19 protein-coding genes are annotated in these 23,555 nt (G+C 60.7%); 5 read left to right on the top strand and 14 right to left on the bottom strand.

All coding sequences use genetic code 11. The features are described 5' to 3' along the window. Positions 1 to 121 precede the first annotated feature (121 nt). Entirely contained in the window at positions 122 to 1,810 is a 1,689-nt protein-coding gene (locus tag ONB52_16270; GenBank protein ID MDZ7417694.1) for a D-aminoacylase, read from the top strand. A gap of 36 nt (positions 1,811 to 1,846) precedes the next feature. On the opposite strand, the gene ONB52_16265 is transcribed toward ONB52_16270, so the two are convergent. Next, a complete protein-coding gene (locus ONB52_16265) occupies positions 1,847 to 3,535 on the bottom strand; it encodes a phosphodiester glycosidase family protein (GenBank protein ID MDZ7417693.1) in 1,689 nt (562 codons plus the stop codon). A gap of 342 nt (positions 3,536 to 3,877) precedes the next feature. Between ONB52_16265 and ONB52_16260 the strand changes: the two genes are divergently transcribed. The 3 genes from ONB52_16260 to ONB52_16250 all read left to right on the top strand — a co-directional run bounded on the left by ONB52_16260 (position 3,878) and on the right by ONB52_16250 (position 7,245). Then, positions 3,878 to 4,195, top strand: coding sequence for an MTH1187 family thiamine-binding protein (locus tag ONB52_16260; protein ID MDZ7417692.1), 318 nt, complete (start codon positions 3,878 to 3,880; stop codon positions 4,193 to 4,195). Positions 4,196 to 4,327: 132 nt separating this feature from the next. Then, positions 4,328 to 6,628 (top strand): aconitate hydratase, encoded by a 2,301-nt coding sequence (locus tag ONB52_16255; GenBank protein MDZ7417691.1) that lies wholly within the window; start codon positions 4,328 to 4,330, stop codon positions 6,626 to 6,628. A gap of 176 nt (positions 6,629 to 6,804) precedes the next feature. Continuing rightward, the gene (locus ONB52_16250) at positions 6,805 to 7,245 is read left to right on the top strand and encodes a CBS domain-containing protein (protein MDZ7417690.1); all 441 of its coding nucleotides are present in this window, start codon (positions 6,805 to 6,807) and stop codon (positions 7,243 to 7,245) included. Between the two features lie 153 nt (positions 7,246 to 7,398). On the opposite strand, the gene ONB52_16245 is transcribed toward ONB52_16250, so the two are convergent. The 13 genes from ONB52_16245 to ONB52_16185 form a co-directional block, all read right to left on the bottom strand. Beyond that, complete coding sequence (locus ONB52_16245; protein MDZ7417689.1) at positions 7,399 to 8,379, bottom strand: D-cysteine desulfhydrase family protein; 981 nt, start codon at positions 8,377 to 8,379, stop codon at positions 7,399 to 7,401. Between the two features lie 107 nt (positions 8,380 to 8,486). Further along, the gene (locus ONB52_16240) at positions 8,487 to 9,182 is read right to left on the bottom strand and encodes a hypothetical protein (protein ID MDZ7417688.1); all 696 of its coding nucleotides are present in this window, start codon (positions 9,180 to 9,182) and stop codon (positions 8,487 to 8,489) included. Positions 9,183 to 9,189: 7 nt separating this feature from the next. Beyond that, complete coding sequence (locus ONB52_16235; GenBank protein ID MDZ7417687.1) at positions 9,190 to 10,146, bottom strand: carbohydrate kinase; 957 nt, start codon at positions 10,144 to 10,146, stop codon at positions 9,190 to 9,192. After that, positions 10,143 to 11,033, bottom strand: coding sequence for a site-2 protease family protein (locus ONB52_16230; protein ID MDZ7417686.1), 891 nt, complete (start codon positions 11,031 to 11,033; stop codon positions 10,143 to 10,145). The genes ONB52_16235 and ONB52_16230 overlap by 4 nt, the downstream gene beginning before the upstream one ends. 9 nt (positions 11,034 to 11,042) lie before the next feature. Next, positions 11,043 to 11,855: an SAM-dependent chlorinase/fluorinase gene (locus tag ONB52_16225; protein ID MDZ7417685.1), complete on the bottom strand. Its 813-nt coding sequence runs from the start codon at positions 11,853 to 11,855 to the stop codon at positions 11,043 to 11,045. Positions 11,856 to 11,960: 105 nt separating this feature from the next. After that, positions 11,961 to 12,431, bottom strand: a complete 471-nt coding sequence (locus ONB52_16220) for a RidA family protein (GenBank protein MDZ7417684.1) — start codon at positions 12,429 to 12,431, stop codon at positions 11,961 to 11,963. A 74-nt stretch (positions 12,432 to 12,505) separates the two neighbouring features. Beyond that, positions 12,506 to 13,981 carry a B12-binding domain-containing radical SAM protein gene (locus tag ONB52_16215; GenBank protein MDZ7417683.1) on the bottom strand — a complete coding sequence of 492 codons (1,476 nt, stop codon included), beginning with the start codon at positions 13,979 to 13,981 and terminating at the stop codon, positions 12,506 to 12,508. Between the two features lie 126 nt (positions 13,982 to 14,107). Continuing rightward, positions 14,108 to 15,013 (bottom strand): phosphoribosylaminoimidazolesuccinocarboxamide synthase, encoded by a 906-nt coding sequence (locus tag ONB52_16210; protein ID MDZ7417682.1) that lies wholly within the window; start codon positions 15,011 to 15,013, stop codon positions 14,108 to 14,110. Positions 15,014 to 15,246: 233 nt separating this feature from the next. Continuing rightward, the gene (locus ONB52_16205) at positions 15,247 to 16,392 is read right to left on the bottom strand and encodes a SpoIIE family protein phosphatase (GenBank protein ID MDZ7417681.1); all 1,146 of its coding nucleotides are present in this window, start codon (positions 16,390 to 16,392) and stop codon (positions 15,247 to 15,249) included. Between the two features lie 87 nt (positions 16,393 to 16,479). Next, positions 16,480 to 18,372 carry a SpoIIE family protein phosphatase gene (locus ONB52_16200; GenBank protein MDZ7417680.1) on the bottom strand — a complete coding sequence of 631 codons (1,893 nt, stop codon included), beginning with the start codon at positions 18,370 to 18,372 and terminating at the stop codon, positions 16,480 to 16,482. A gap of 229 nt (positions 18,373 to 18,601) precedes the next feature. Further along, positions 18,602 to 19,060 (bottom strand): ATP-binding protein, encoded by a 459-nt coding sequence (locus ONB52_16195; GenBank protein MDZ7417679.1) that lies wholly within the window; start codon positions 19,058 to 19,060, stop codon positions 18,602 to 18,604. Between the two features lie 8 nt (positions 19,061 to 19,068). After that, complete coding sequence (locus ONB52_16190) at positions 19,069 to 19,422, bottom strand: STAS domain-containing protein (GenBank protein MDZ7417678.1); 354 nt, start codon at positions 19,420 to 19,422, stop codon at positions 19,069 to 19,071. Positions 19,423 to 19,739: 317 nt separating this feature from the next. Further along, positions 19,740 to 21,038: a hypothetical protein gene (locus ONB52_16185; protein MDZ7417677.1), complete on the bottom strand. Its 1,299-nt coding sequence runs from the start codon at positions 21,036 to 21,038 to the stop codon at positions 19,740 to 19,742. 397 nt (positions 21,039 to 21,435) lie between these two features. On the opposite strand from ONB52_16185, the gene ONB52_16180 reads away from it, so the two are divergent. After that, complete coding sequence (locus ONB52_16180) at positions 21,436 to 23,460, top strand: UvrD-helicase domain-containing protein (protein ID MDZ7417676.1); 2,025 nt, start codon at positions 21,436 to 21,438, stop codon at positions 23,458 to 23,460. Positions 23,461 to 23,555 lie beyond the last annotated feature (95 nt).

Genomic DNA, 23,555 nt, shown 5'->3' with positions numbered 1-23,555 from the left:
TGTTTATTCCGTTGGCGTGCCAGACGGAAGCTTTGTGCACCGAAGCTCGAATTCCAACGCTAAACCAAGCAGAACGATCTCTTTTGCAACTGTCATCGAAGCCAGGGAGGAAGGAAAGCGCATGATTCTGCGGAGGCTGTTCATCTTTCTGCTCATGCTTGTGGCATGTGCGCCGCAACCGCAGTACGATCTCATCATTCGCAATGGCATGATTTACGACGGCAGTGGTGCCACGCCCCTTGCCGGTGATGTGGCCATCAATGCCGATACCATTGCGGCCATTGGCCAGCTTGCACCTGTCGCCGCCCGCCAGGAGATCGACGCCGGCGGCCTGGCGGTGGCGCCCGGCTTCATCAACATGTTGAGCTGGGCCACCGTCAGTCTGCTTGCCGACGGCTGCTCACAGAGTGACATCCGGCAGGGCGTGACACTGGAGATTTTCGGCGAAGGGTGGTCGGAGGGGCCGCTCAATGAAAAGATGAAGCAGGAAGTGCTCGAACAGCAGGGCGACCTCCGTTACGAAGTGGAGTGGACAACGCTGGGCGAATATCTCGAACATCTCGAGCGCCGCGGCGTGTCCACCAACATTGCCTCTTTCGTGGGCGCGACCACCGTGCGCATCCACGAGCTGGGCTATGAGAACCGTGCCCCTTCTCCGGAGGAACTGGAGCGAATGAAGGCTTTGGTGCGGCAGGCGATGGCAGAAGGTGCACTCGGCGTGGCCTCTTCATTGATCTATGCGCCCGCCTTCTATGCGCAGACGGAAGAGTTGATTGAATTGTGCAAAGTGGCGGCGGAATATGGCGGCATCTACATCTCCCATTTGCGCAGCGAGGGCAACCGCTTGCTGGAAGCGGTGGACGAGTTGATCACCATTGCGCGCGCTGCCGGCCTGCCCGCGGAGATTTATCATCTCAAGGCCGCCGGCCGCAGCAACTGGCACAAGATGGATGAGGTGATCGCCAAAATCGAGGCGGCCCGTGCCCGGGGTTTGCGCATCACGGCGGACATGTACAACTACACTGCCGGCGCCACCGGCCTGGATGCCGCCATGCCGCCGTGGGTGCAGGAGGGCGGCTACCAGGCATGGGCGCAGCGTCTGCGCGATCCTGCGCAGCGCCGCCGCGTGCTCGTTGAAATGACCACCCCCAGTGATGCCTGGGAAAATCTCCTGCTGCATGCCGGCGCGGACAATGTTCTGCTGGTGGGATTCAAGACGGATTCGCTGAAGTATCTCACCGGACAGTCGCTGGCACAAGTGGCCCAGCGGCGCGGCAAATCGCCAGCGGAGACCGCCATTGATCTCGTCATTCAAGATGGCAGCCGTGTTGAGGCGGTCTATTTTCTCATGTCGGAGGAGAATCTCAGGAAGCAGATGCAGCAGCCGTGGGTGAGCTTTTGCTCGGATGCAGCCTCGCAGGCGCCCGAGGGTGATTTCCTGAAGTCGAGTGTGCATCCGCGTGCCTATGGCAACTTCGCGCGGCTGCTGGGGAAGTATGTGCGGGAGGAGGGCGTGCTCACTTTGCCGGAGGCCATTCGGCGGTTGACTTCCCTGCCGGCGGACAATCTTGGTTTGTCACGGCGGGGCAGGCTCGCACAAGGTTGCTTTGCCGATGTGGTGGTGTTCGATCCGGCGACCATCCAGGATCATGCCACCTATGCGGAGCCGCAGCGATACGCCACCGGCGTGCGCCATGTTTTCGTCAATGGGGTGCAGGTTCTGCGCGACGGCGAGCATACCGGCGCACGGCCGGGGCGGGTGGTGCGCGGCCGGGGGTGGAAGGGACAAGGAAGTGCGAGGTACAGATGAACCCGCAATTACAGGCTTACAGGCCTGTGTGCTTCCTCACGGCTGTTTGCCACCCGTTTCCACCGTCACTTCTGCGCTTGCCGTGAGCGTCGCTGTCGTGCTCTGGTAAGTTGCGGTGACGCGATAAGTTCCCGGCGTTGTCGCGACCACGGTGCCGCCGGCGGTAACTGTTCCACTCTGCGGTTGCACTTGCCAACTCAGTCGTGGCCCCGCCAGCGGCAGGCGCCTGCCGCTGGTGGTGGTGAGGTAGCCCAGGAAGCGTTGCGCCTGACCGGGTTTCACCGTGGCGCGGGGTGGATGCAGTTCGAGCCCTGCCGGTTGATGCACCACCACCCAGGCCGAGTCGCTGATCACACCGTTCGTCACCACCACGAAGCCGGAGTCCACTTTTGTCCCCGCCCAAAATATGCCATTGGCCCCGTTTTTTCCCAGCGCCGGCGGCACCCGCCAGGTGATCGCTGCCGGCGCAATGGCGATGGGATTGAAGAAACTGTCGGTCAGTGAGATGCGAAAGCGCACGGAATCACCCGCCAATGCTTCGACGCGCGGCGGTGAGATCTTCAAGTAAGCGGGTGTGGTGCCCTGGGCACTGCACAGCAGCAGGAGGGCGTTGGCCACCGGCCGTTCGCCAGTGAGATCGCTGGGGCGGTTGACCACTTCACCGCGCACCACCAGTGTGCTGGAGCCGCCGCCATCGAGATTGATTGCCTGGGTGCAACCCAATTCACTGAGAAAATTCGCCAGCTCGGCGAGCGTCATCCCGACGCTGTAGCCCGGCTGCCGGCCATCCACCACCACGAAATACATGCGATGATTTTTTTCATCGAAGCCCACTGCCGAGCGCGGATGGCGTTCGGTGGCAAAACCGGCACGATTGAATTCGATTTCGCTCTCAATTGAGATTTTGCCGTCGCGGATCAGCCGCGGCGTGCCACCGATGGCCGCCCGCACCGGCAGGGGAATCTGGGGAAGCTGCCAAAAAAGTTTGATGGTATCGCCCGCTGCCACCGCCCGCGCCAGCCAGTTCGCGGCCGTGCCATGCGCCGACAGCACATACACACTGTCGGACAGTGCGCTGTTGCCGCTTGCCGAGGACGCCGGCATGACCAGCGTGGCGACACTGTCATTGACAGTGAAGGTGGTCAGCAGGCGCAAAGCCACCTCGCGGCCGTGGCGATTGGTGTTGGTGTGACTGCCAAAAAAGCGGTTGTACAGGATGATCTCGTTCTCGCCACGTTCGCGGTTGATCCCCGCCAGCGGATGGGAGCCGGCACGTCGCGTGATCACCTTTCCCGACAACTCGGTGATGGCAATCACCGGCTCGCCGGAGCGGCTGACCGCCAGCACCGAACGCGGATAGCTGCCATTAACGATTTCGCCGTTGCTGATTTGCAAATTGAGCGGACGACCCTGGGGGGTGAAAAAGTCGCCATTAAGCGCCGCCACCACCCGGCTGCTGTTGCTCTCTGCGCGGCTGGCCATGCGGCTGGTCAACTCCAGCCCTTTGTCCGCCGCGCGCACCGTCTCGAGGCGGAGTGCAGGATGGTGATAATCGAAGGCCACCACTTCGATGGCCCAGGGTCCGGCGGCACGATACCACCGGTGATGTTTCACGCCCGGACCAACCTCGCGTGTGAACACCAGGCCTTCCAAAGCCTGTGCCGCCAGGGAGAGAGGCAGAAGAAAGGGGAGAAGACAGCGAGCAGGTCTGTATGGAAGCGTCACGGTGATTATCCTCATCAATGCGACAACTCCTGGTCGGAAAGCGCAGCGCAAAATAGACAAGCCGCAGCGCAAAGTCAATTCCAAACTCACAAGCCGGCGTTGGCACCTTTGCAACATGTGGAGCAGTGCGGGCCTCCCCGGCTGCAGACAATATCTGCATCACGTCCCCGCACATAAATGAGGTAACATGAGGCGGCAGAAATTGCGCTTGACAGAGAGGGGGATTTTGATAGATTACGACAGGTTTGCAGCCGCAGCCAAAGCCTGTCGGCGTGATCTTGCCTGCCGTTTCGATTCGTATGTCTGCTGATCCGGCTGTTCGATATTTGAGAAAGGAACCTCATGCTCGCCGAGTTTCGCATTGTTCCCGTGGGAAGCGGAGAAGAAATCAAAGAACTGACTGCCCGGGCCGTGGCGATTGTTGAGAAGAGTGAACTGGATTATCAACTGACAGCCATGGGCACGCTGCTGGAGGGGGAGTGGGAGGAAATCCTGTTCGTCATCCAGAAATGTCATGAAGAGATCAAGAAGTTTGCGCCGCGGGTGATCACGGAAATTACCATTGATGATCGCAAGGACATGACCGGCCGGCTCAAAGGCAATGTCCTGGAGGTGGAATATGTGCGGGGCAAGTCACTGCAAACCGGCGGCTTGACCTGAGCCGGTGCCCCGGCCCACAGGTGTGCAGACCAGCGCATGATCGTGGCGTTGCGTTGGCCGCGAGTGCCTTTGGCTTTTGGCCTTCGCCTTGCCCGGCAATGACACCCTATGGCGCGAGACAGGAGTTGCACCATGATTTTCGATTTTGACATGATTCAGCGTGTGTATGCGGGGCTGCCGGCAAAAGTGGCGGCCGGCCGCAAATTGTTTGGCCGCCCCCTGACCCTGACCGAAAAAATTCTGTGTGCCCATTTTGCCGAAGTTCCCGGGGAAGCGCCCGTTCGCAAGAAGTCTTACGTCAATCTCTCCCCGGATCGCGTTGCGATGCAGGATGCCACAGCACAAATGGCACTGCTGCAGTTCATGAGTGCCGGTCTGCCCAGAACCGTGGTGCCCACCACCGTGCATTGTGATCATCTCATCCAGGCCCGGCTGGGTGCTGCTGCGGATTTGGCGCGCGCACAAAACGAAAACCGCGAGGTGTATGATTTCCTGGCGAGTGTTTCGAACAAGTATGGCATCGGCTTTTGGAAGCCGGGCGCCGGTATCATTCACCAGGTCGTGCTGGAAAATTACGCCTTCCCCGGCGGCATGATGATCGGCACCGACTCCCACACGCCCAATGCCGGCGGTCTAGGCATGATCGCCATTGGCGTGGGCGGCGCCGATGCGGTGGACGTGATGGCCGGCATCCCGTGGGAGTTGAAATGGCCCGGCATCATCGGCGTGCATCTCAAGGGCAAAATGAACGGCTGGACCTCCCCCAAGGATGTGATTCTGCGGGTGGCTGGCATCCTGACGGTGAAGGGCGGCACCAATCATATCATCGAATATTTTGGCGAAGGGGCGCGTGCCATCAGCGCCACCGGCAAGGCCACCATCACCAACATGGGTGCGGAAATCGGCGCCACCACCTCGCTGTTCCCCTTCGACGACCGCATGGAAACCTATCTGCGCGCCACCAACCGCGCCGCGGTGGCGGAAGCGGCGCGCCGCATTGCCGAGCACCTCGTGCCGGATCCCGAAGTGTTGCGAGCCCCGGAGAAGTACTATGACCGTGTCATAGAAATCGATCTCACCACCCTCGAACCGCATGTGAATGGTCCGCTCACGCCGGATCTGGCGCGCCCGGTATCGCAGATGGCTGTCGCCGTCAAGGAGAACAATTATCCGGATGAAATCAAAGTGGCGTTGATCGGCAGTTGCACGAATTCCTCCTATGAAGACATCGAGCGGGCTGCCAGTATCGCCCGCCAAGCCTTGAACAAGGGCCTCAAAGTCAAGTCCAAGTTCACCATCACACCCGGCTCCGAGCAGATTCGCGCCACCATTGCGCGGGACGGGCAGTTGCAGTTGCTGACCGCGATCGGAGGGGAGGTGCTGGCCAACGCCTGCGGCCCCTGCATCGGCATGTGGAGCCGGGATGACATCAAGCCGGGCGAACGCAATACCATCATCAACTCCTACAACCGCAATTTTGCCAAACGCAATGACGACAATCCCAACACCCTGGCGTTTGTCGCCAGCCCGGAGATTGTCACCGCATATGCCCTGGCCGGACGGCTGAGTTTCAATCCGCTCACCGATTTCCTGGTGAATGACCGGGGTGAAAAAGTGAAGCTCGAACCGCCCACCGGTGTCGAACTGCCCGCCCGTGGTTTTGATCCGGGCGATTCCGGATACGTGGCACCCGCGGCGGATGGTTCGCAGGTGCAGGTGATTATCGACCCCCGGAGCGACCGCCTGCAGGCTCTCTCGCCCTTTCCGGCATGGGAGGGCACGGATCTGCTGGCGATGCCGGTGCTGGTCAAAGCCAAAGGCAAATGCACCACCGATCACATCTCGCCCGCCGGCAAATGGCTGAGGTACCGCGGCCATCTGGACAACATCTCGAACAACCTGTTCAGCGGCGCGATCAATGCGTTTTCCGGCGAGCCGGGCAAGGGCCGCAACCTTTTCACCGGTGAAGTCAAGACCTTTGCCGAAATCGCGCGTGCCTACAAGGCGATGATGACGCAGGGCAGGATCCCCGGCTGGGTCGCCATCGGCGACGAGAATTATGGCGAGGGCTCATCGCGTGAACACGCCGCGATGGAGCCGCGCTGGCTCGGCGGCCGTGCAGTGATCACACGCAGCTTCGCGCGCATTCATGAAACCAACCTTAAAAAGCAGGGCATTCTGGCGCTCACTTTCAGCAACCCGGCGGATTATGATTTGATCCGTGAAGACGATCGTGTTTCGATCACGGGGTTGCAGACCTTCGCGCCCGGCAAACCCTTGAAGCTGATCATACACCATGCCGATGGCACCACGCACGAATGCGAGCTGCAGCATTCCTACAATGAGACGGCCATTGCCTGGTTCCGCGCCGGCAGTGCATTGAACCTGATCAGTAAAACAGCGGCGCGACCGGCAACTGCGCCGGCGCCATGAATTCTTTTGCCGTCCACAGGATTACCCGCGCGAGGAAAGTTCTGATGGAAAAGATTGCGAGGTAAATGGCAATGACGGCGCGCTGGTTTTGACACATGACCGTTCCACATGCGATCCTCGCAGGAGGTTCCAACTCATCCGGGCAATTTCACTTTCAAATCAGGGAGACGTTGCTGATGGACACAGTTGGCAATCTCGTGGCAGGCCGGGAGGTGTACACTGTGCAGGCCGGACAAAGCATTTATGAAGTGGTCCACTACATGGTGGAGAAGAACGTCGGCGCCGTGGCGGTGCTGGAGGGCGATCGTGTGGTGGGCATTTTCTCCGAGCGGGATTTGATGAAACGTGTGGTCGCCCCGGAGTTGAAACCGCGCGAGGTGCCGGTGAAAGAGGTGATGACCCGCAATCTCATCACCGCCGCGCCCCAGGAAAGCTACGAGACCTGTCTGGCGCGCATGCAAAAACACAGCATTCGACACCTGGTGGTTGCCGACGGCGATCGCATCGTCGGCATCATCTCCCTGCGCGACTTGATGACAATCGACCTGCAGCAAAAGTCTGCTGAGATTCAAATGATGCATGCCTATCTGCATTACGTGCCCCCCGTTGTGGGATGAACGACACGGTATGAATCAAAAACCCCTGACAGTCGCGGCGACCGCCAGGGTTTTTCATTTTTTAAAAACCGGCAAATCCGCTCCGCCCGGCCGGGGTGCCGATCCTTCCGGTATGAAATGGGTGGTGGCTGCACCATTGCAGGCAACTGCCCGCTAAAAAAACAGCGCCTTTTTGGGAAACAATCCAAAAATGCCGCCGGTGTGCCAGAACAGGATTTTTTCCCCCGCCTGAAAGCGCCCCTGCCGAATCTGGTCAACCAGCCCAAACATCGCCTTGCCGGTGTAGACCGGATCGAGAATGATGCCCTCGCATTGCGCCACGTGTTTGATCAAGTCGATTTCCTCCTGGCGGCTGAGGCCGTAGCCCTTGCCCACGTAGCCGTCGATGATGCTGATGTCCTGGCTTTGCAGGTTCAACTTGAAGCCGAACTTGCGGCGTGCGCTGCGCAAAATGTTGGATACGCGGTTTTGAAAATAGCGCGCATCATCGCACACATTGATGCCGTGAACCTGGCCCGCCAGACCGTACAGGTGCCGGCCCAACAGCATGCCAGCCAGCGTGCCGCCCGAGCCCACCGCACAAACCAGGTGATCGAAGTGCAGCCCCTGCGCCGCTGCCTGCTCCGCCATCTCCTGCATGGCAATGACATAGCCGAGCGAGCCCAACGCATTGGAGCCGCCTTCCGGAATGACGTAAGGCTTGAGGCCCTGCGCCACGTATGTTTCCGCCAGCCTGGCCATGATGTCATCGACCTGCTCATACTCCTGCGGCGTGATGAATTTGATCTCTGCGCCCACCAGCCGGTCGAGCAGCAGATTGCCGTCGAATTCACTGCCGATGGAATCGCGCAGGACCAGGTGGCACTTCAGACGGCTGCGTGCTGCCGCCACCGCAGTGGCGCGCGCATGATTCGACTGTGCGCCGCCGCAGGTGATCAACACCTGGCAGCCCTGCTGTTGCGCCTCGGCGAGCAGGAATTCCAGTTTTCGGATCTTGTTGCCGGTCTCGACGATGCCGGTGAGATCATCGCGTTTCAGGTAAATCTCCGGACCACCCAGCTCCTCGCTCAAGCGCGCCAGCTTGTGCAGCGGCGTCGGCAGGTGCGCCAGAGGGACTCTTTCAGGAAAACGAATTTGCACCGCAACCTCCATTCCTCTCGCAAACCATCGTGCCCGCAAAATGTTGTCGCTCAGGCATTCTGCCCGCCTGGTTTCAGATGGGATGTCTGCCTGACAATTGTCTACAGCCAGCGAAAACTGGCAATGATCTTTTCGAAATCCTCGCGCAACCGCGGGTAGGCCGCCTCGCTGGTTTGACAAGTCAGCGCGCAAGCGATGCGATCCCTGACGAGATAGGCCATCACCCAGACGTCCAGCGGTGAGGTCAGCGCGGCCTGCGGCAGACGTGCGACATAAAAGGCGCCTTGCATGCTGCCCGCGGAAGGGATGACGGTCACCGGGGCAACCAGACGCACACTGTCACTTGCGCTGCGATAAGCGGCGGACAATTCCCGCCAGCTCTCCTCCGCCACCGCCTGTGCGGAGTATGCCTCTTTGAGATTGAAAACGCCCAGCTCGCAGCGCGCCCGGGTTGTGTCATGGTCCTGCCGGGAGAGTTCCACCACGGCGGTGGTGTTGGCAAGGATGTGGTGAACCACGCCGGGCGCCGGCAGGCTGTCGGGCAGCGCGAGTTCGGCGATTGTCCAGGCGGCGCTCGGCGCCTGCACCAAAAATCCCATTTTCGGATTGCGGTAGCTCAATCCCTCGATCCGCGCCGCCTCCGGGCTGGTGGCCCCCGTGCCATGCCCCGTGCTCATTTGTTGCAACCGCACCATTAAGGCGAAGGCAAGCAGCAACAAGCCGGACAGCAACAGCAGGCGGCCATGGCTGACCGGAGCCGAGGGTGGCGTGTATCTTTTCGAGGCGTTGGAATTCATATTGCCTTTACCTCCCGGCAGGGCCGGAGCAAGTTTGCTCTGCCGGCACGTGATACGCAATCTCGTCACTCGTCAGCAGCGGGCTGGCGCCCAGCTTGGTGCAGGCCGCCGCGGCCACGCGATTGGCATAGCTCCCCAGCTCCGCCAGGCTGGCGCCGCGCAGATAGCGATGAATCAAGGCGGCAGCGAAGGCATCGCCGGCGCCGGTGGTGTCCACCACCGGCACAGTCATCCCGGCACAGGTGTGATGCTCATCGCGGCTGAAAAGTTCACAGCCCTGCCCGCCGCGCGTAATCGCCACCAGGGCGAGATCATACTCCCGCATCAACCGGCGGATGAACGAGGTCACCGATTCACCGCTGTGCGCAAGTGCCGCGTGCAGGCGGTGCAGCTCCTCTTCGTTCATCTTGACAATGTCCGCCAACCGCAGCGAAGGGGGCAGAAGTTTTTGCAGTTCCGCGGCACTGGTGCGCGCGTTGGGATCCAGAACTTTGACGGCCCGGCGCGCGGTGCCCACGAAGTTGCGAATCGTTTCAGCCGCTGCCGATGACCGCTGGCTCAGCAAGCTGAACAGCACCGCATCGCAGGTGGCGGCCAGGGCCGCCAGGGCCGGCGTGAAACACAAGGCATCGAAGGCAACCTCATGAGAACAGCGGAAGGAGGGCAGCCCGTGCGGATCGAGTGTTACGGCGACAGTGCCGGTTGGCTTGTGCGGATCGGTTTGAATGAAATCGCTGTTGACGCCGCGCTGTCGCAGCGCCTCGATCAGTTCGCGGCCCGGGGCATCGTTGCCCACACGCGACACCAAAACCGCTTCGTTGCCGAGTTGACGGGCATGCAGTGCAACATTCGCCGGCGTGCCACCGATGCTGCGTTGCCCGGGATAAAGATCCCACACCAGCTCGCCGATGCCGGCGATCAGGAATTTTTTGTCTGGCGCAGTGGCCGGGCGCCTGTCTTTCATTGGAATTGAAAGGGAGCCGGTGTAAAGGAGAAAGCGAAGATCAAAAAAGTCAGGCATGCCAGCGCCTGCCGCTTGCGGTCCAATGGCTGGCCGTCATACTCCGTGGGCGGGTGGCGATAACCGAACCACAGCAGCAGGATGATCATCAAAATCCAGAAGGGATAAATCACGATGCAAATCAGCGCAAACAAGGCCATGGTTACCGGGAAAATCTGCCGGCTGCGGTCGCCCAGCAGGGCATAGAGAATGTGGCCGCCGTCGAGCTGTCCGATGGGCAGGAGATTGAGCGCGGTGACGAACAAGCCGGCCCAGCCGGCATAGGCCAGCGGATGCAACAGCACGTCTTCACCCGGCTGCAACGGGCCTTTCACCCAGGCGACCAGCCACTTAAAGATCAGCGGATCGACGGATTTGATGGCATTCTCCAGTTCGCTGACGTTTTTCACTTCCGACATCGCCAGACCGAAATAAATTGCCGGCAGCGTCACCAGCAGACCGGCCAGCGGGCCGGCCACGCCGATGTCGAAGAGCACGCGGCGGTTTGGCATGCGCGCATCCATGCGAATCACGGCACCGAGCGTGCCGAATGGAAAGGATGGAAAAGGCAGAAAAAAAGGCAGGGTGGCGCGAATGCCGTAGCGCAGACACATGAGGTAGTGTCCCATCTCGTGGCAGAGCAGAATCGACATGATGCCCGCGCTGTACCACAGCCCGTCGGCGAGGCTGCGTTCCGGCCAGTAATGAATGAAGAAGGTGGAGCCGCACGTCAACACGAAGAGCACGAGGTTCAGGGCCGGACGGTCCCGGCGCAGCAGGCTGGCGAGCCAGGCTGCCCTAGACCTGGCCGGCTCCATCGCAAATGAATCCTGAAAATGATTGCTATGCATGGCTGCGTTTCAATCTCCTGTGACAATAATGACGGGCGTTCCTCTTGCCGCCGGTATTGCTTGCGCGGCATTGCCCTGATTGATGCCGATTTCCAGCAGATCGAAGCTGTTGATGAGCGCGACAAGATGGCCGGCCGGCACCTCGGCATAAGACCGGTGCACCGTATGAAGGGTTTTATCTGCCAAATGGATGCCGATCGCGCGCGTGCCGGCAAATGCCGCCAGCTCCGCCCGGCTGATATTGGTGATCAAATTGCCGAAGTGATCACAATAAATCACTTCCCCCAACAGCCGGCCGGAAGCAATTTTACCTGCAGGCTGCGGCTGGTGCGGCATCAGGCGCACCGGCTCCCCAAGCAGTTCCAGTGCCACACCCGACGCGAGATGTGCCGCCACGGGTGCGAACACGTCGCGGCCATGGAAGGTATTGGAAATTTCGCCGCGCCAGAATTCCGGTTTGTTCAACCGCACCGCTTTGCAGGCGGGATCGCGGCTGCAAAAATCCAACAGGCCATTGTCGGGTGCCAGGAAGTAATGGCCGCGATGGCAACAGGCGACGGCGGCCCGCGCGGTGCCGACCCCCGGATCGACCACCGCAAGATGGATGGTTCCGGCCGGAAAATAGTAAAAATGAGCAGACAGAATAAAGGTGGCGATCGCCACCTGCTGGGGCGGCACCTCATGTGTCAGGTCGACCAGCGTCACGTGCCGCGCGAGGCTGAGAATGACGCCCTTCATCGCGGCAACATAGCCGTCCGCCGTGCCGAAGTCCGTCAACAGCGTGATGATTCCCGCCGGGGGCGGTGCGTCAAGGTGTGCCATCTTGCCACAGGAATGCCGGGGCGCAGGCTGCCAGCCCCATGCCGCCAACTTTTTCGAAGCGATAAATTCGAAGATGAAAACCAGTGCCAATCCCAGGGTAAGGTGTTACTGGCTTTGTTCGGGTTTGACCGCAATGCAACTGATTTCCACGCGGGCGTCGCGCGGCAGCCGTGCCACCTGCACGGTTTCCCGCGCCGGCTTGCTGGCGGAAAAGTATTGGGCATAAACTTCATTGACCAGCTTGTAGTCGTCCAGGCTGGTGAGAAAGATGGTGGTCTTCACCACTTCATTATGGCTCATGCCGGCGGCGCGCAGCACCGCGCCGAGATTCTCCAGCACCTGCCTGGTTTCGTCTTTGATGTCGCCAATGATGAGGTCACCGGTGGTCGGGGAGAGTGCGATCTGTCCGCTGCAATAAAGTGCGTTGCCGATTTTAATGGCCTGGCTGTAGGGTCCGATGGGCGCCGGGGCATCGGGAGCGGTGACGACTTCACGCCGGTCCGGTTCCGGCAGCGGCTGCAACAGCGTGCATCCCGTCAGCAGGATTGCGCCCAATGCGGCGAACAAGTATCTCATGCTGTCCTCCGTTTGCAAGCAGGTGAATGATGGCATGGATTGCAGAAGCGCTGAAATGATCGACCCGGCGGCAGTCACAGCACCCGCTCGCCCTCCTGCAGGGCGCGCCGCAACCGCGTGTGCAGATCACCGGCGGATTCCAGCGGCCTGCCGGTCTGGCGCAGATGGGCGTTGAGCAGTTTGGCCAGGCGCGCGAGGTGATCATAGACTTCAAAGCCCGTCCCCTGCCGGCGGCAGGGAAGAATCGAATTGTTGGTGAGCAGGGGATCGGCCTCTGCGGCCAGATCGCCGCGTGCCACCGCGCGCGCAAAATCCACCGTGCCGGGAATGGGCGAGAAAGCGGCCAGGCGAATACCCACGCCCAGACTGTGCACCAGCGCCATGCTGGCGAGCACCTCGTCGAGGTCCTGGCCGGGCAGAGCCATCAGCACATAGGCATCCAGCTCGGCGGGGCCGAATCCCGCGGCTTGCAAATGCGTGACGGCCCGCAGGAAGGATTCATTGCTCACCTTGCGGCTCATGTCGCGCCAGCGCTCGGGGCTGCTGCTTTCATACGCCAGTCGAATCGTTCTGAATCCTGCACGCCACATGAGTTGGGCGGTGGTGGCATCGAGGTGTTTCACCTGCAGGCCGTTGGGCGTGTGAAAGGTCGCGGCGAAACGGCGCGCGATGATTTGCTCGCACAGCGGCAGGAAGTGGCGATCGCGATTGGTGAGCAGGGCGTCATCGTAAAAAGCGAACTCGCACACGCCCAGAGCGCGCTGCAGCCACTCCATTTCAGCCATCACGGCGGCGGGGGCACGCCAGCGATATTGCCCCGCCACGATGCGCGAGGCGCAAAAGGTGCATCGCAGCGGACAGCCGCGCGAAGTGAGAATGGTGGCGTAATCGAGGCGCGGATAGAGATCGAAGGCCGGCCATGGCAGTTCATCGAGATTGGGGGTGGCCCTGCCCGCAACGATTGGCGGGTATTCACCTGCGGCGCAGAGCGCCACTGTTTTCAACAGATCGCCAATCACACTCTCTGCTTCGCCGGTGACGATCAAGTCGGCGCCCGAGGTTTGCTGTGCATGCCGGGGGCAGAGCGTTGCATAAATGCCGCCCAGCACAATCGGCACGCGCGGAAACAGCCGGCGCAGGGCGGCAATGGTTTGCTGCACGCCAGGATACCAGTAGGTCATGCCGCTGGTGAGCAGAATCACCTCCGGCCGCGGCCCGGCCAGGCACAGTTGGTCGAAAATTTCGGGTGGCAGGCCGTAGCGTGCGTAGAGCCGCGGCACGCCGGCATACAGCGCCGGTTTGGCAATGGGCTGGCGCACGAATTTCCCGGTGTGCCAGCGTTGCTGCCGGGGTTGTGTCAGACCCTGCCAGCGCAGCAACGCCGGATGGCTGCGGTCCATGCAATCCACCAGGCGGACGGCTTCGCCATGGTGCCGCAATTGTGCGGCCAGATGGAGCAGTCCCAGCGGCTTCATCCAGAAATCATAAGCCGCAAAGTCGGTGACCCAGGGATTGACCAGCAAAATGTGACGCCGGCTCATGCTGTTCATTCCGGCTCTCCTCCGGTGCAGTTGTGCCCGCACGGCATGCAGTCTTTCAGCTCATGGCGCAGTCCGACAAAGTGCCGGTTGCCCGGCCCGGCCAGGCATGAGCGTCGCCTGCGCGCGCCTCCCGGCTCAGACCTCCAAGCGCTCACCGGTCAGGCGCGCCAGGGCTTCCAGATATTTTGCACTGGTGGTGCTCACGACTTCTTCGGGCAGGTTGGGCGCCGGCGGCTGACGGTTCCATTTGATCGTCGTCAAATAATCCCGCACGAATTGTTTGTCGAAACTCGGCTGGCTGCCGCCCGGTTGATAGCCGTCGCGCGGCCAAAAGCGCGAAGAATCGGGTGTGAGCAGCTCATCGATCAGCATCAAACGGCCATGGTGCAGGCCGAATTCCATTTTGGTGTCGGCAATGATGATGCCCCTGGTTTCCGCCAGACGGTGGGCGCGGCGGTAGATGGCCAGGCTGTATTCGCGCAGACGTTCCGCCTGCTCCCGCCCCACCAGCTTGGCGACGGTATCGAACGGGATATTCTCATCGTGACGGCCGCTCTCCGCTTTGGTGGCGGGCGTGAAGACCGGCTCCGGCAGCGCCGCCGCTTCCACCAAACCGGCGGGCAGTGTCAGGCCGCAGATCATGCCGGTGCGCTGGTATTCGCTCCATGCCGAGCCGGCCAGATAACCGCGCACCACGCATTCAATGGGCAGGGGCCGGGTTTTGTGAACCAGCATGCTGCGACCTTCGAGCTGTTCGCGATACGCGCGGCAGCTCGCGGGAAAGTCCGCGAGCTCGGTCGAGATCAAATGATGCGGGATGAGGTCTGCCATTTGCCGAAACCAAAATGCGGAAATGCGGGTGAGCACCCGGCCTTTGTGGGGAATGCCCTGGGGCAGAATGACATCGAAGGCGGAGATGCGATCGGTGGCCACGATGAGCAGATGCTCATCGAGATCATAAATGTCACGGACTTTGCCGCGGCCGAGCAGCTTGAGTGCCGGGCAGTCCGTCTGCAGAATGAGCGTTGTGGCATTCGACATGGCAGAAGAACGTGCAGTGAGAAACGAGAGTGACACCGCGGAGGGCGGTGCCGCCGCAGCTTGCAGGCTGAAAAAACGCAACCGCCGGCGTTTGCTGTTCCGTCTTCTCTCCCCTTCGCCGCCTGGGCGTGAAAGTATCCGTGCCGCGGCCGCCTTGTTGCATGAGAGGGTGCAGCGTTTGGGAGGCAACGCGTTGTTGCTGAATTCCGGTTTCCGCCGGGGGTTGCGCCAAACTATTTGATCGCGGTCACCAGCAGATACACGTCGTCGCGCCGCGGGCCGCCCGACCATCTCTCCAGGCCGGCAATCAGGCTGTCGGCCAGCTCCGTGGCGGTGGCGGTAAGTGCCGGCTGGCAGAGGTTGAGCATGCCCCGCAGCCCCAGCCCCTCGTTTTTGGCATTTTCGGCTTCAATGATGCCGTCGGTGTACATCAGCAGTTTGTCGCCGGGGGCGATGCTGGTCACCTGCTGGCGGAAGCGCTCTTCCGGTGCTTGATCGAAGCCCACGATCGGATTTTGGGAGTCGAGCTTTTCGAATTTGTTCTGGCGATGGCGCCAAATCACGGCAGCGGGGTGGGCGCTGCCGGCAAAAGTGAGCGTATGCACCGTCAGATCCAGTTTGCAGATGAACATGGTCAGGAACATGCCGGTGCCCGCGAACGACTCGCAGATAAAGTCATTGAAATGATGCAGCATGATGCGGGGCTCCAGCCGTTCGCGCACCAGCCGGCGGATTTCGCTGGCCATGCGGTTGACCAAAAGGGCCGCCGTGATGCCGTGGCCGGTGACATCGACGAGCGTGAGGGTGACCTGTTGCGGATTCTCCGCATAGACGTCGGCAAAATCGCCACCCACGCCGATCATCGGCAGATAGCGCACCGCCACTTCCAGAAATTCGTTGGACAAGGGACGCGGCACCAGGCTTTGCTGCACCTGCTCGGCCAGCCGCAAATCGCGCGCGATCATTTCCTGATGGCGCTGAATTTCGCGGCGCTGGGCTTCAATTTGCAGGCGCATGGCGCGGCGTTCCAGTGCCTGGCGCGCCTTCATGCGAAACTCCCGCATGTCGATGGGCTTGGTCAGGTATTCGTACGCGCCCAGACGCATGGCTTCAACCGCCGAAGAAACCGTGCCGTGGCCGGTGAGGATGAGAACTTCGGTGTAGGGGTTTTTGCTTTTGCTGGAGCGCAGCACGGAAATGCCATCGACATCCTGCATGTGCAGATCGGTGATGACCAGGTCGAAATCGTCGCTCACCAGCTTTTCCAGCGCCCTGTCGCCGTCGGCTGCGGTCTCGACGCGGTGCCCGTCTTTGGCCAGCACCTCGCTGAGCAGTTGTCGAATGGCTTTCTCGTCGTCAACGATGAGTATGTCAGACATAACGGCATGAAGTCCGGCAAGGATGAAAAGTCTGTCAATGCGTACAGGCGGCGCGGCGGCGGGTCCTCCGACTGGGGAAGCCCCGGCTCATGCCGCGTCGCTCAGGCGGTAGTGCAGAGTCAGCAGCGTAATATCGTCACTTTGAGGCTCGCCGGCGGTGAACCGTCTCACCTCGCTGGTGATGGCCTCGATCATGGCGGCTGCCGAGTTGTCCGGGGCGGCCAGGCGTTCCCGGATCACCGCCTCCAGGCGGCGCTCGGAAAAGTCTTCATCACTGGCGTTTTTGGCCTCGCTCACCCCGTCGGTGTACATCAGCACCCAGTCGCCGCTTTGCAGCGTGATGGTTTCAGTCTCATAGGTCGCGCCGGGAAACATGCCGAGCAGCAGGCCGCCCTTGTCCAGCAGGCGGAAGCCGCCGTTGGCGGCAGCCTGATCGTTGAAGAAATAGGGCGGGTTGTGGCCGGCATTCACGTAGGTCAGCGTGTTGCGCGCCGTATCCAGCACCGCGATGAAACAGGTGATGAATTTGTCGGCGGTGGTATTGGCGTAGACGAAATTGTTGATGCGGGAGACGATTTGATCGATCGGCACTTCGGCCGTCATCAGCGCGTGCAGTGTGGCCTGCAGGTTGGACATGATGATGGCCGCCGGGATGCCCTTGCCGGAAACATCGGCGATGGTGATCAGATAGCGGTGGTCGTCGATGGGGAAATAATCGAAATAATCGCCGCCCACCTGATGGGTGGGGATGTTGATGGCGGCAATTTCGTAACCGGTGAGCTTGGGCGCGGCCTTGGGCAGCAGGCGCTGCTGAATCTCGCGGGCGATGGCCAGTTCCTCCTCCAGGCGTTGTTTCTCGATGGTCTCGCGGAACAGCCGGGCGTTTTCGAGCGAGATCATGGCGGTGTTGGCCAGGGTCGAGGCAAACTCGATTTCCTCCTGCGCAAACTCGCCTTTGGTGATTTTCTCGCCGAGCAGGAGCGCGCCGCGCACCACCTCCTGGCTGGTGATCGGGATCAGCAGCACGCCGCCGGCCGCGGCAAGCTGTTCCGACCATTCCGGCTCGCGTGGCGAGAGTTCGAACCGGGATTTTTTAAAAAAGTAGGGTTCTTTGAGCTGGCGCAGCCAGTGGAGAAATTCGGCATCCTCGTAGAGCGGGATGGGGGTGAGGCCTTTGTTGACCTGCAGCGACAGGCGGTCGTTGTCCTCGACGAACACGCCGCAGCGTTGCACCATCAGCTCGCCCATCAGTGCATAGGCCAGCACGCTGGCGATCTTGTCACTGTCAAAGGTGGAATTGAGTTCCTTGCCGATGTCGAACAGCGTGTTGAGCTCCTGAATCTTCTTGTCGAGTTTGCGGTTGACTTCGCGCAGTTCCTGAAACACCATGCCGTTTTCCACCGCGGTGGCCGCCAGGTTGGCGAGCGAGTTGAGATATTCCAGCTCGCCGGGGGTGAAATCCTGGCCGTTTTGTTTGCGGCCGAACGCCATCAACCCCGAGCATTTGTTGTTGGCGATGATGGGCACGACGAGCTGCAGCCCGAGCTTGTAGAGATAGGCGCTCCAGGCGCCGCCGCCCTCCTCGTTGTTCAGCATGAGAATGCTCGGCTCCGGCAGATCAATCAGGATTTCCCGGCCGATGTGCGCCTGTTGCAACCCTTTGACGGTTTCAATGACGAAGCGCTTCTCGCCGCGTGCCAGCAGCACCAGCCCCTTGCCCACCATCATTTTGCCCATCGGCGTGAGCAACAGGGTGTCCAGAATGTTTTTCAGGTGGAGGGAGGAGTTCAGGGTTTTGGAGACATCGAACAGGGCTTGCAGCTCGATCAGGCGTTCATCCAGCTCGCGCGAGAGCTGGCGGTTGCTGCCGGGACGGTTGCTGCTGCGCTTGTGCGGGTAGACACTGGCCGCGCGCGTGGGCCGGACGGAACGGTTGTGATTGGTGCTCCGCTGCACATAGGGGCGCTGGCGGATCTCCATGGGTGCCTCACCGCGCGTCAAACCAGTGGAGATGGGGGCGCGCGGCGGATTTGTGGGTTTTTTGCTGGGCATGTTGGGTCATTCGGTCAAAAGTTATGCGGTTTCGCCGAGCCTCGTGTCACTGCGCGATGGCGCCGATGCGAGCCGTTCCCACCCCAGGGTGTGCGGTTGTGGCCGGGCGCAACGGGAATGATGTGAAGGGCGGTGACCGAGCGGCGCGGGCAAGGAATTATCTGGGTTTTTGATTGTTCATCAGGTATTTGACCAACTTCACCTGGTTTTTGGGGCCGGGTTTGACTTCGAAGTTGATCTCGTCCATCAGTGATTGCATGAGGTACACCCCCAACCCCCCAACGCGCATTTCCTGCAGGTATTTTTTCATGTCGGGGGCGCGCAGCTTGCTGGGATCGAAGCCGCGGCCCTGATCAGTGATGATGATGCTCATTTTTTGTCCGGGATAGTCGACCTGGATCGCGATATCGATCATCTTTCGGTCATCCCCGCCATAGGCATGTTCGATCACGTTGGTGCAGGCCTCATCCACCGCCAGCTCGATTTTGCTGGCATCATCCTCCTGGAAGCCGACTTTGCGGGCGACACGGGAAACAAACTCGCGAATGATCTCGAGGTATTCAGTCTGGCTGGGAATGCGAAGGTGAAATTTTTTTTTCGTGCGCTGGTTCTTCACGGCGAGCTTCACTTTTGATTGTTGAAACTTTGGAGCGCCTGCTGCTCGTCGTCGCGAATTTCATAGAGGGTGGGAAAACCGAGCAGATCGAACACGCGGAAAATCTTGGGGGTCATGTTGGTGAGCTTGATGTCGCCCTTGTTCCCGCGCACCTCTTCGATGAACCCCATGAACACCCCCAGGCCGGCGCTGCTGATGTAAGTCAAATCGCGAAAGTTCACCACGATCTTGTAGCGCTTTTGATCGAGCAGTTTTTGAATCTCGCGCTCCAGATCGGAAGCGGTATGCGCGTCGAGAAAGCCCTTGATGCGAAGCACACTGACCTCGCCGTTGTCCACGCGCATGACCTCGAAACCATTCATGCGGAAACCTCCTTGGGATGAGCAAATTTATGTATGATGTTCCTCGGTATGTCAGCCCGGGCTGTTGCACGCCTTCCCTGTTCTCATTCGCTGCATGCAGGTGCACAACAGGGAAGTCTCAAACTGCTCACAATGACCTGCCAAGGTTGGCGTCGGCTTGGGGTAGGCGTTCTTGCTGTGGGTTAAAACGCAATATAGCCAATTTTACCGAAAAACAAAGTAAAATCTTGGGAGGAAGACCGCCGGCGCTGTCCCCCCGCGTCCGCGCTGCGCAAACGCCCGCGCTCGTTTCGCCCCGACATGGAAAAGGCTGCGGCTCACTTCGAAAAATCAACCACCTCGACATCAAAAGGGGTGATCAAATCAAAAAAGGCCGGTTGCACGGCGCCGGCCGCGGAGATAATGACGAGCCGGCCGCGCAATGTCTCGGCAACATAGCAGGAGGAATCGAAGGGATTCACCGCCAGCGCTTGCGGGCGATCCAGGCCGCCCACTTCAAACTCCAGCCCGCCCGCGGGATCGAGCTTCACCACCCGGCTGTCACGGAAGGCAAGGCGTGATTCGTCGATCACCCAGCATTCGCCGGTGAGCTGGTTCACCGCCACCTGCGAGGCGTAGCGAAACCTCACGCCGGCCTTGCGTCGCTGCCTGCCATCGCCACTTTGCCACATCACACTGTCGCCGAGCGCGACCCAGACAGCCCCCGTGGCCTGGTGCACTTCAAGCGCCAACGGCCGTCCGGCAAACAGCGGTCGCACCTCGATTCGCAAACTGTCCGCCACCGGCTGGCTGGCGATTCGCAGCACTTGGCCGCCGGCCGCGGTGGCCGCCCACAACTCCCGCGTGAAACTGTTGAAGGCAACGGCTGAAATTTTTGGCACATTCTTGCGCTGTGCCAGCAACCGGCCGTCGCCGTCAAAACGCAGCACGCCCTCGCCCGAGCTGTCAGCCACCCAAACGTGGCCGGTGCCGGGATCGAGTGCGAACCCGGCCATTCCCACAAAGCTGCCATGACTTCCCAGCAGGCGGCCGCCAAGATTGCAGCGCGCCAACTTGCCGCTGGTGCGTGTCGATCGATCCGTCACCAACACCCAAACCGTGCCGCGCTGCCGGTCGACCGCCAGACGAAACGGCGCCAGCGACAGGAATGAGCGCAAGATTTCATGACGCCCGTCATGCGAAATCTTCACCACGCTGCGATCATCGAAATCGGCAACCCATGTGAGTGTGGGGCCGGGCGTGATCGTGGCCGCGGCCGAGCGGGGCGATTCGAAGTCATTCACCAACGCACTGATTTGATAGCGGTGTTCCACACCATAGCGCACCCCCAGGTCGAGGTAGCGCGTTTGCGTCGGCTGTAACCGCGCCAGCAGGGAAGGGGCATTTTCACCGGAACGCTGGCGATAGAGATTGTAACCGGTCAAATCACGCAGGCCAACGGCGTGCCAGCGTACTTCGATGGTATCCAGAATCGCGATGGCGGTCACGCCGGTGGGGCGGCCGCCGGTTTCCGGATTGGCCGGATCCAGAGGATTGTTGCGTGGCCGATCGCTGCACCCCGCAGTCAGCGCACTCAACGCGATGAGCATGGCCGCGCCGAGCAGGCCTGCAGCCACCTGTCCGCAGGTGCGTAAGCCTGGTCGCGACACTGCGCGGCCCGCGGTGGATAACTTGGCGGAAGACCTCCGCTTGACCTTGCGGATGTTCAAATTCTGCTTGAGTGGGCAAGAATGAAGCTGGTCCCGAATGCCATTCGGGATTGTCACGAGTGGGAAAACCAGGCTTTCGGAGTCTAGTCTACCATCATCTGGTGAATTTTGCGGCAAGACCGGCTGCGACAGCACGGCACATGGATTCGAATCGCGCGCAAAATAAAGAATTCGCTTCGGCAAGTCAAGAAATTTGTTGAATGTTTGGCAGTGCCTTTCTATCTTGCCAGCCGTTTTTGCCGTCGCGTTGCCGTTTGGCGATCACCAACTGCTTACCGACTCCGGATGACCACGTTTTCATCGCATGCTCGACCTCAGTCCGCTTAATCCTCCACAACGGCAGGCCGTCACACACACGGAAGGGCCGCTGCTCATTTTGGCGGGCGCCGGCTCCGGCAAGACCCGCGTCATCACCTATCGCCTGGCACATCTGCTCTTGAACAAGAAAGTGCCGGCACAGCATCTGCTTGCCGTGACCTTTACCAACAAAGCCGCACAGGAAATGCAGGAGCGCCTGAAGCATCTGGCGGGGCCGGCAGCGCAAAAGGCAACCCTCTCCACCTTTCACGCACTCGGTGTTCGCATCCTGCGCCAACAGGCGGCGGCTGCGGGCTACCGTCGCAACTTCGTGATCTACGACCAGCACGACCAGCTCGCACTGGTGCGCGAGATCGTGAAGGAGCGGGCCCTGGATTTTGCCGCGCACAACGCCTTCGAGCTGCTCGGCCGCATCTCTGCCGCGAAAAATCAGGGCGAATCGCCGGAGAGGTTCGCCAACCAGTCCAATCCCGAAGAGGCACTGTTCGGCGATCTCTATGCGCATTATCTCGAACGCACGCGCCATTGCAACGCCGTCGATTTCGATGATATTTTGCTGTTGGTGACCCATTTGCTCGAGCAACATCCCGCCATCCGCCGGCACTATCAGGAGCAGTTTCGCTATCTGATGGTGGACGAGTATCAGGACACCAATCCGCTGCAATATCGGTTCATCACGCTGTTGTTGGGCGAACATCGCAACCTTTGCGTCGTGGGCGACGATGACCAGGCGATTTATTCCTGGCGCGGCGCCGACCCCGAAATTTTGCTGCGCTTTGAGGAACACTTTCCCGGCGCCCGCCTGGTCAAGCTCGAACAAAACTATCGCTCGACCCAGGTGATCCTGCAGGCGGCCAACGCGGTGATCAGGAACAACCGCCGGCGCAAACCCAAGGAACTTTGGTCCGCGCTCGGCGGCGGCGCCCGGCTGCGCGTTCTGACCGCGGAGAATGAGAACGAGGAAGCGGAAAAAGTGGTCGGCGCGATCACGCTGCGCAAGCTGCTCGACCCGCGGGTGCGTTACAGCGATTTTGCCGTGCTGGTGCGCACCAACTTTCAATTGCGGCCGCTGGAAGAAGCGGCGCGCCATGCCAATCTCCCCTATCAGCTCATCGGCGGCACCTCGTTCTATGAGCGTCCGGAAATCCGCACGCTGATCGCCTATCTCAAGCTGATGCGCAACCCCGATGACGAGCTCAGCCTGAAGCGCGCACTCGATTTTCCCAGGCGCGGCATCGGTGCCACCACGCTGCTGCGCCTGCATCAATACTGCCAGCAGCACAATTGCAATCTCTCTCACGCCTTTCAACAGGCTGCGCACGTGGCGGAGATTCGCCCGGCGGCGCTGCATGCCATTCAGGCTTTTGTCCAGCTCATCGAGGAGTTTCGCCGGCGCTTTCAGCATGAGAAACTGAGCCTGGCCATGCAGGAGCTGGTCGCGCAAACCGGCTACCTCAAGGCGCTGGAAGAGGCGACGGCTGATCCGAAATCCCGGCAGGCCAAAGTCAACAGTGTGCGTGAATTCCTCGGCAGCCTGCAGCGCTTCGAGCAAACCAGTGATGATCCCACACTCGCCGGTTTTCTCGACCGGGTCAGTCTGATCTGCGACAGCGATTATCTCAACGAAAAAGTGGATCGCGCCATCTTTCTCACCATTCATGCCGCCAAAGGCCTGGAGTTTCCCCACGTTTTCCTGTTCGGCATGAATGACGGCCAGTTTCCCAGCAGTCGCGCGCTGGAGAGTGGCACTCTCGAGGAGGAGCGCCGTTTGTGCTACGTTGCCCTCACGCGGGCGCAGCGCGAGTTGACCCTGAGCTATTCCACCCGCAAGACACGCTACAAAGAAGTGCTCAAACTGCAACCCTCGCGCTTCCTGCTGGAAATCCCCGCCGAGCTGTTGGAGAACGGCGGCGCGGGATCGCCCGGAGAGGCAGCGCCGCGGACCGCCGGGGAACAGGATGATTTTGCCGCCATGCTGCGGCGCTTGCGCGAGAACCATTTCAAAGTCTGAGAAGTCGGAGCCCGGCGCCCCGTCGCACGGCAGCGATGCCGCAGACACACATGCGGGAAAATGTTCCTGTCATGGCCTGCCAGGACAAAGAACCA

Source organism: candidate division KSB1 bacterium (assembly GCA_034506255.1).
GTDB classification, from domain to species: domain Bacteria; phylum Zhuqueibacterota; class Zhuqueibacteria; order Zhuqueibacterales; family Zhuqueibacteraceae; genus Coneutiohabitans; species Coneutiohabitans thermophilus.
This window is presented reverse-complemented; position numbering and strand designations above follow the sequence as displayed.